Annotated in this window: 1 protein-coding gene and 2 pseudogenes; all 3 read right to left on the reverse strand. The window is 68.1% G+C overall.

Going from position 1 to position 902, the window contains the following annotated elements; genetic code table 11:
- Positions 1 to 168, reverse strand: a pseudogene (locus tag G3N92_RS35275) (peptidase C45); the annotation flags it as partial.
- Positions 169 to 365: 197 nt separating this feature from the next.
- Positions 366 to 629 (reverse strand): hypothetical protein, encoded by a 264-nt coding sequence (locus G3N92_RS34585; RefSeq protein ID WP_206131946.1) that lies wholly within the window; start codon positions 627 to 629, stop codon positions 366 to 368.
- A 16-nt stretch (positions 630 to 645) separates the two neighbouring features.
- A pseudogene (locus G3N92_RS34590) lies at positions 646 to 902 on the reverse strand (hypothetical protein); the annotation flags it as partial.

The following is a 902-nucleotide window of genomic DNA, read 5'->3' on the forward strand; positions in this document are numbered from 1 at the left end:
CGCGCGCCGCAGCGCCGGCAGCAGCGGATCGCCGAGCCGCGCCGCGACCGCTTGCCAGGCGGCGCTGCGGGCGCGATAGGCGTCCATCCCGGGGCGCGCCAGTTCGCCGAGCTGACGGCCGATCTCGTGCGGCGCGCCGGCGACGACGACAGGGTGAAGTGCTTTCATCTATGACCTTGCGAAGGCGGAAAACGGAAATCGGTTGCGGGATCGCCGGGCGGGGTCGCATCGGCATTCGACAACATACGATTCATGAATTCTATATCTCAACAACAAATGTTGTCACGTGGGATGAAACGACATCGCCGCTGTTGCGGCAGGGATCGAAAGCGGGGGAAACGGGAATGCGGGCGGTCTGAAGCCGTTCAGGAAGCGACGCCGCGATCGCTGCCGGGCGGCGTCAGCAGGCGGTCGTCGTGCAGCCGCGCGCGGCAGGCGTCGGCGAATTGCAGCGCCAGTTCGGGTTCGGCCAGGAAGCGTTGCGCCTCGGCCTCGGTGAGGCCGTAGTGTTCTTCGTAGTCGACGCGCCGGTTCGATACCGGGATCGACAGATAGCGGCGGCCGGAAGACGATTCCGTGCCGATCGCATAGCGGCCGGCACGGGAGAAGAAGGTATCGAGGAAGGGCATGGCGGGCAGGCGCGGCTTACAGCCCGCGCCAGGCGCCTTCGCGTTCGAACGCGTGACGCGCCTGCATCAACGCCGTCTTGGCCGCGCGCGCGTCGCCGGCCAGCTTCAGCAGCGCGCCGAGCTGCGACGGCTGCTTCGCGAGTTCGCGCAGGATCGGCACGATCGCCGTGGTGCCGTCGTCGCGCAGGCCGGCCGTGGCGGCCGGCGGCAGCGTTCGCCACGCCGGATCGACGATCAGATCGGAATGCGGTCGGGTTGGGTAGGAGTTGTTGT

Origin of the sequence: Burkholderia sp. Ac-20379 (genome assembly GCF_017104645.1) — a bacterium.
Taxonomy (GTDB): Bacteria; Pseudomonadota; Gammaproteobacteria; order Burkholderiales; family Burkholderiaceae; genus Burkholderia.